This is a genomic window from Isoptericola sp. NPDC060185, assembly GCF_042728595.1.
Taxonomy (GTDB): domain Bacteria; phylum Actinomycetota; class Actinomycetes; order Actinomycetales; family Cellulomonadaceae; genus Isoptericola.
Window position 1 is genome coordinate 1 of sequence record NZ_JBHWYY010000121.1, and the last position, 6,853, is coordinate 6,853.

The 6,853-nt window shown below is 74.2% G+C and carries 5 protein-coding genes; 3 read left to right on the forward strand and 2 right to left on the reverse strand.

Annotation, left to right across the window (positions count from 1 at the left end; genetic code table 11):
- Positions 1-62: 62 nt before the first annotated feature.
- Both ACFWDO_RS20695 and ACFWDO_RS20700 read right to left on the reverse strand, forming a co-directional pair.
- Positions 63-2,150, reverse strand: a complete 2,088-nt coding sequence (locus ACFWDO_RS20695) for an acyl-CoA dehydrogenase (protein ID WP_380326040.1) — start codon at positions 2,148-2,150, stop codon at positions 63-65.
- A complete protein-coding gene (locus ACFWDO_RS20700; RefSeq protein ID WP_380326043.1) occupies positions 2,147-2,896 on the reverse strand; it encodes a TetR/AcrR family transcriptional regulator in 750 nt (249 codons plus the stop codon). The genes ACFWDO_RS20695 and ACFWDO_RS20700 overlap by 4 nt, the downstream gene beginning before the upstream one ends.
- A gap of 199 nt (positions 2,897-3,095) precedes the next feature.
- Between ACFWDO_RS20700 and ACFWDO_RS20705 the strand changes: the two genes are divergently transcribed.
- The 3 genes from ACFWDO_RS20705 to ACFWDO_RS20715 are packed head-to-tail and all read left to right on the forward strand — an operon-like array spanning position 3,096 to position 6,778.
- On the forward strand, positions 3,096-4,382 hold the full coding sequence (locus tag ACFWDO_RS20705) for an acetyl-CoA C-acetyltransferase (protein ID WP_380326052.1): 1,287 nt from the start codon (positions 3,096-3,098) through the stop codon (positions 4,380-4,382).
- Between the two features lie 9 nt (positions 4,383-4,391).
- Positions 4,392-5,747 (forward strand): 3-oxoacyl-ACP reductase, encoded by a 1,356-nt coding sequence (locus tag ACFWDO_RS20710; protein WP_380326046.1) that lies wholly within the window; start codon positions 4,392-4,394, stop codon positions 5,745-5,747.
- Positions 5,744-6,778: a MaoC family dehydratase gene (locus ACFWDO_RS20715; protein ID WP_380326049.1), complete on the forward strand. Its 1,035-nt coding sequence runs from the start codon at positions 5,744-5,746 to the stop codon at positions 6,776-6,778. The genes ACFWDO_RS20710 and ACFWDO_RS20715 overlap by 4 nt, the downstream gene beginning before the upstream one ends.
- Positions 6,779-6,853 lie beyond the last annotated feature (75 nt).

A 6,853-nucleotide genomic window follows, 5' to 3' on the forward strand; every position in this document is an offset into this window, starting at 1 on the left:
AGAGACAGGGCCCGCCGAGACATCGTCTCGACGGGCCCCACCGGCGTCCGGGGCGACCGGCGTCAGGAGCGCTTCTGCTTCTTGAGCGCCTTCTCGCTGACCGGCGCGGTGCCGTCGGCCCGCTGCTGCGCGTAGTACGCGCGCGCCTCGTCCTGCCGCTCCGCCTCGATGCCCGACGCGATGACCGCCCGCAGGTGCTCCTGCCCGTAGCCCCACGCGTCCACCAGGTCGACGGCGTGCGGGCGCAGGCGGTCGAGCAGGCGGTCGACGTACGACGTGACCGTGCGCGCGCGCTGCGCGGACAGGCGCCCGTTGATCAGGTACCACGCCAGGTTGCGCTCGATGAGCGTGAGGCCGAAGACGTCGCGCACCCAGGTCATCACGCGGCGGGTGCCCGGGTCCTCGATCTGCTCGAGCGCGTCGGTGAACGCCGACCAGCGCAGCAGGTCGGCGTGCGCGCGGGCGGCCTCGACGAGCTGCACCTGGTTCTCGTCGAAGATCTTGGCCGCCGTCGCCGGGTCGGCCTTCTGCGCCGGGCGCAGCCCCATCGCGACGTCCTCGACCAGCGTCGCGACGCGGTCGGCGAGCAGCTCGCGCTGCGTCTCCGCGTCGCGCAGGTGGCCGGCGGCGCGGCGCGGGTCGCCGGCGTCCGCGAGCGCCTGCCCCGCCCGGCGCAGACCGGTGCGGTGCAGCGCGGCGTCCGCGGCGCGGTCGACGACGAACCGCGCGATGCCGGCGGGGGTCGACGTGGCGCCCTTGAGCTCCTTGGCGTAGTCGCCCACGAGGCGCTTGGCCACGAGCTGCAGCAGCACCGTGTTGTCGCCCTCGAACGTGGCGTACACGTCCATGTCGTGGTGCAGGCTCGTGATGCGGTTCTCGGTGATGAAGCCCGCGCCGCCGCAGGCCACGCGGGCCTCCTGCAGGGTCTCGAGCACGAACGTGGTCGACGTCGCCTTGAGCGCCGCCGCCATCGTCTCGAGGTCCTCGCGGTTCTCCGGGGTGTCCTTCTCCCCGGAGAAGACGTCGTCGAACAGGTCGAGCAGGCGGTCGTGCGCGAAGTGCGTCGCGTACGTCTCGGCGATGCGCGGGAACAGGCGGCGGCGGTGCGTCGCGTAGTCCAGCAGCACCGTCTCCTCGATGGGCGACGCCGACGTGAACTGGCGGCGCTCGGCGCCGTACTTCACGGCGATGGCGAGGCCGAGCTTGGAGGCCGTCGACGCGGCGCCGTCCAGGGACACGCGGCCCTGCACGAGCGAGCCGAGCATGGTGAAGAAGCGGCGACCCGGGCTGTCGATCGACGACGAGTACGTGCCGTCCTCCGCGACCGCCCCGTAGCGGGCCAGCAGGTCCGCGCGCGGGATGCGCACCTGGTCGAAGGCGAGGCGACCGTTGTCGACGCCGCGCAGGCCGCCCTTGAGGCCGTCGTCGTGCCCGCTGATCCCGGGCAGGAACTCCATCGTCTCCGGGTCGCGCACGGGCACGTAGAAGCAGTGCACCCCGTGGTTGACGCCGTTCGTGATCAGCTGCGCGAAGACGGTCGCCGCCGTGGCGTGCACGGCCGCGTTGCCCAGGAACTCCTTCCACGCCGCGCGGAACGGCGTGTGGATGACGAACTCCTGCGTCTCGGGGTCGTAGGTGGCCGTCGTGGCCACCGACGCGACGTCCGAGCCGTGCCCGATCTCCGTCATCGCGAACGCACCCGGCACCGACAGGTCCATCGCGCCAGGGAGCAGGCGGTCCTGCTGCTCGGGCGTGCCCAGGTGCAGGATCGCCGACCCGAACAGGCCCCACTGGACCCCCGCCTTGATCTGCAGCGACGGGTCGGCCACGGCGAGCTCCTCGAAGCCCGCGAGGTTCGCGCCCGGGGAGTCCGCCCCGCCGAGGCGCGTCGGGTAGCCCAGCCACACCTGGTGCCGCTCGTCGGTGGCGAGCAGCTTCATCTGCTCGAGCACGCGCTCGCGGTGCTCGGCCATGGACAGCGACTCGTCCTTCCAGAACGTCGGGTCGGTCGCGCGCTCGCGGGCGTAGCGACGCCACTCGGGCCAGCGACCGAGCAGCTGCTCGGACAGGCCGGCGACGTCGACGCGCGGGGTCGCCTTGGGGGCGGGTGCGGCCTGCGTCGTCGCGGGACGGTCGGACGTCGTGGTCATCGGTTCTCCTGCGGGTGTGCGGGGTTGGAGGTCGGGAAGGTCGGGGGAGGCGTCGCGCCCTCGTGGTGGAGGACGCCGACGGGGCCGGTCCACAGCCAGAGCGTCACCTGCTCGGTGAGCTCCTCCCGGGTGAGGCGTCCGGGGCCCTCGTGGCCGAGCCACCACTCGCCGGCGCCGCGGACGAAGCCGACGGCTCCTGCGGCCCACGCGGCCGCGAGGGCGGGTGCCACCTGGACGGCGCGGGCGAAGGGCTCGGCCACCAGCTCGATGACGGAGTCGAGGTACGCGCCGAGCGCCTCGACCTGCCCGGTCCCGGCGGCTCCCGGCGCGGGCTCGTTGCCGCCGATGGCGGTGCGCGTCACGAACCAGTAGACGTTGGGCGAGTGCTCGATCATCTCGAGGTAGACGCGGACCATCGCGCGCAGCGCGGCGTGCGGGCTCGGCGCCGCCTCGGCGGCCTCCCGGAGGGCGTCGTGCATCGTCGCGACGACGTGCGCGGACACGGCGAGGCGCAGCCCCGCCTTGTCGTCGAAGTACCGGTAGACGATCGACTTCGAGGTGCCCGCCTCGGACGCGATCTCGTCCATCGAGACCCCGGGCCCGCCGCGGTGCACCGCCTTGCGTGCGGCGTTGACGAGCTGCGCCCGCCGCGCGGCACGATGGTCGTCCCAGCGCGTCGAGCGACCGTCGAGGGCCGATCGAGAATCCTGGTTCGAGCGGGCGTCGAGCTGCTCCGCGGCCGTCATCGGCCGCACCTTGTGACTCGTCTCACGAGACTGAGAGTATCAGGTACTGTGAGTCCTACCTGACCGACGGAGTGAAGGATCTATCCCTGTGGCTACACGCAAGCCGTCCGGCACCTCCCGGACGTCGTCCTCGAACGCCTCACGCGCCGACGCGTCGTCCGCGACCCGGGAAGCGAGCTCGTCCGCCCCGCGTGACGCCGTGATCGTGGGCGGCAACCGCATCCCGTTCTCACGGGCCGGCAAGAAGTACGCCGACGCCTCCAACCAGGAGATGTTCACCGCCGCCCTCGAGGGCCTCGTCGCCCGCTACGGGCTCCAGGGCGAGCGCATCGGCGAGGTCGTGGGCGGCGCCGTCCTCAAGCACTCCCGCGACTTCAACCTCATCCGCGAGTCGGTGCTCGGCTCCTCGCTCTCCCCGCAGACGCCCGCCTTCGACCTGCAGCAGGCGTGCGCCACCGGGCTCGAGGCCGCCATCACCGTGGCGAACAAGATCCGACTCGGCCAGATCGAGTCCGGCATCGCCGGCGGCTCCGACACCATCTCCGACGCCCCCGTCGCCGTGAGCGAGGGGCTGCGCCGCGCGCTGCTCGACGCCTCGCACGCCAAGACGCTGCAGGCCCGCCTCAAGGCGTTCTCGAAGGTCCGCCCGTCCGACCTCAAGCCGCTCACCCCGGCCACGGACGAGCCCCGCACCGGGCTGTCGATGGGCGAGCACCAGGCGATCACCACCGCGCGCTGGGGCATCTCCCGCGCCGCGCAGGACGAGATCGCGCTCGCCAGCCACCAGCACCTCGCCGCCGCCTGGGACGCCGGGTTCTTCGACGACCTCGTCACGCCGTTCCGCGGCCTGACCCGCGACGACAACCTGCGCGCGGACACCTCGCTGGAGAAGCTCGCGAAGCTCAAGCCGGTCTTCGGACGCGGCCTCGCCGAGCCCGCCGAGCCGACCATGACGGCGGGCAACTCCACCCCGCTGACCGACGGCGCGTCCACCGTGCTGCTGTCGTCCGCCGCGTGGGCCGCGGAGCGCGACCTGCCCGTCCTCGCGCGGCTCGTCGACGCGGAGACCGCGGCGGTCGACTTCGTGCACGGCCACGACGGCCTCCTCATGGCGCCCGTGCACGCGGTGCCGCGCCTGCTGGCCCGCAACGGCCTCACCCTCGGCGACTTCGACTTCTTCGAGATCCACGAGGCGTTCGCGTCGACCGTCCTCACGACGCTCGCCGCCTGGGAGGACGCCGACTACTGCAAGGCGGAGCTCGGGCTCGACGAGCCGCTCGGGAGCGTCGACCGCGACAAGCTCAACGTGAACGGCTCCTCCCTCGCCGCGGGCCACCCGTTCGCGGCCACCGGCGGGCGCATCCTCGCCACGGCGGCGAAGCTGGTGGCGGCGAAGGCCGCCGAGACCGGCAAGCCCGCCCGCGCCCTCATCTCCATCTGCGCCGCGGGCGGCCTCGGGGCCACCGCCGTCGTCGAGTCCGTCTGAGAGGAACCCGTGACCGACTCCTACACCAAGGCCGTCAACTCCGGCTTCACCAAGACGCTCGCGAAGAAGCTGGGCCTGCCGCGCCCCGCGATCCTCCGCCGCTTCCGCGCGGGCGACCCGCTCACCGTCGGGCCGGTGCTCGTCGTCTCGGACGACGCCTCCACCGGCGACGCGGACACGATCGCCCAGGAGCTGCTCGGCTGGGGGCTCGACGTGCGCCGCCAGCCCACCGACGACGCGCGCTGGGGCGCCGTCGTGCTCGTCCTCACGCAGGTCGCGCGGCCGACCGACGCCTCCCCCGCGGTGCTCGCCGTCGGGTCGGTGCTGCGCCGGCTCGCCACCAACGGCCGCGTGGTGACCGTCTCGCGCGCGGCCGCGGACGGCGACGCCCCGGCCCTGGCCGCGGCCCGCAACGGCGTCGACGGCTTCCTGCGCTCGCTGGCCAAGGAGCTGCGCGCGGGCGCCACCGGCAACGGGATCGTGCTCACCGACGGCGCCGCCGTCGACGGCACCTCCGTGCTCGCCACGCTGCGGTTCTTCCTGTCCGCCCGCTCCGCGTACGTGGACGGCCAGCTCCTTCCGGTCGGACCGGCCGACGCCGACGCCCCCGCCGACTGGGACCGACCCCTGGCCGGGAAGGTCGCCGTCGTCACCGGCGCAGCCCGCGGCATCGGCGCGGCGATCGCGAAGACCCTCGCGCGCGACGGCGCGACCGTCGTCTGCGTGGACGTCCCCGCCGCCGGCGAGGGACTGGCCCGCACCGCCAACGCGGTGGGCGGCACCGCCCTCCAGCTCGACGTGACGAGCGACGACGCGGGCCGCCGCATCCTGGAGCACGCGCGCACCCGGCACGGCGGGCTCGACGTCGTCGTGCACAACGCGGGCATCCTGCGCGACAAGCTCCTGGCCAACATGAAGCCCGCCCAGTGGGACGCCGTCATCGCCGTGAACCTCGAGGCCCAGCTGCGGATCAACGACCAGCTGCTCGGGCTCGACGGCGGCGAGGGCGTCGACGGGCTGCGCATCGTCTCGCTCGCGTCGACCTCCGGAATCGCCGGCAACAAGGGCCAGACCAACTACGGCTACTCGAAGGCCGGCGTCATCGGGCACACCCGTGCCACGGCGCCGCTGGTGGCCGCGCGCGGCGGCACCGCGAACGCCGTCGCACCCGGCTTCATCGAGACCGACATGACGTCGTCGATCCCGTTCGCCACCCGCGAGGTGGCCCGCCGGCTCAACTCGCTGCAGCAGGGCGGCCAGCCGGTCGACGTCGCCGAGGCGATCGTCTTCCTCGCCTCGCCCGCGTCCGCCGGGGTCAACGGCCAGGTGCTGCGCGTGTGCGGCCAGAACCTGGTGGGGCGGTGACGGCCGCCGCGCCGGCCACCAGCGCCGGGGAGCCGCTGCGCGTCGAGACGCTGCCGACCCTCCCCGGGCTCGGCGGGCTGTACGCGCGCGGCGCCGCCACGTCCGGCCGCATCGCCGCGGGCCGGGCGATGCCGGGGCTGCCCGTCATCGGGCAGGGCAGGTCCGGCGAGGGGGACGGCGAGGAGCCGCCCCTGACGCTGCCCGGCGTCGCCTACCGCGTCACCGGCGTGCCGACGGCGGACCTCGCCCACCACCTGCACGACTACCAGCGGCTGCTGCACGAGCCGGTCACCGACGTGCTGCCCGCGGGCTACCTGCACGTGCTCGCGTTCCCGCTGGCGACGGCGGTCATGGTGCGCGGCGACTTCCCGCTGCCGCTGCTCGGCATGGTGCACCTCGCGAACGACGTCGTCGTGCGCGGTCCCGTGGTGCTCGGCGACGTGCTCGAGGTGCGGGCGTGGGCCGAGAACCTGCGCCCGCACAAGCGCGGCGTCCAGGTGGACCTCGTCGCCGAGGTGCGCCGGCAGGACGAGACGGCCGGCGCGCCCGTGTGGCGCGGCGTGTCGACCTACCTCGCCAAGGGGTTCCACCTGCCGTGGACCGCGGAGGCGGACGCCTCCGACGCCGCGACGGACGAGCCCGAGGACGGCGAGGAGCGCGCGCCCGCCGGCACGTGGACGCCCCCGCTGCCGACCGGCCGCTGGGCGCTCGGGCCGGGCACCGGCCGCGCGTACGGCGCGGTCTCCGGCGACCGGAACCCGATCCACCTGTCGGCCCTGTCCGCCAAGGCGTTCGGGTTCCCCCGCGCCATCGCGCACGGCATGTACACCGCGGCCCGCGCGCTGGCCGACGTCGGGAACGCCCGCGGAGACGCGTACCGGTGGACGGTCGAGTTCGCCTCGCCGGTGCTGCTGCCGGGCACCGTCGACGTCGCCGTGACGCCAGAGCCCGGGACCCCCGGCTTCGCGTACGTCGGCTGGAACGGCGGCCGCGGCCGCCAGCACTTCCGCGGCACCGTCACCCCGCTCTGACCGGGCTCCGCCCGCCTGCCGAACAGGCAGTTGACACCGTTATCGCACCCGAGAGCGCGCGATAACGGTGTCAAC

Coding starts and splice junctions, on each gene's coding strand:
- ACFWDO_RS20700 (WP_380326043.1), bottom strand. CDS start 2,896: ATGACGGCCGCGGAGCAGCTCGACGCCCGCTCGAACCAGGATTCTCGA.
- ACFWDO_RS20695 (WP_380326040.1), bottom strand. CDS start 2,150: ATGACCACGACGTCCGACCGTCCCGCGACGACGCAGGCCGCACCCGCC.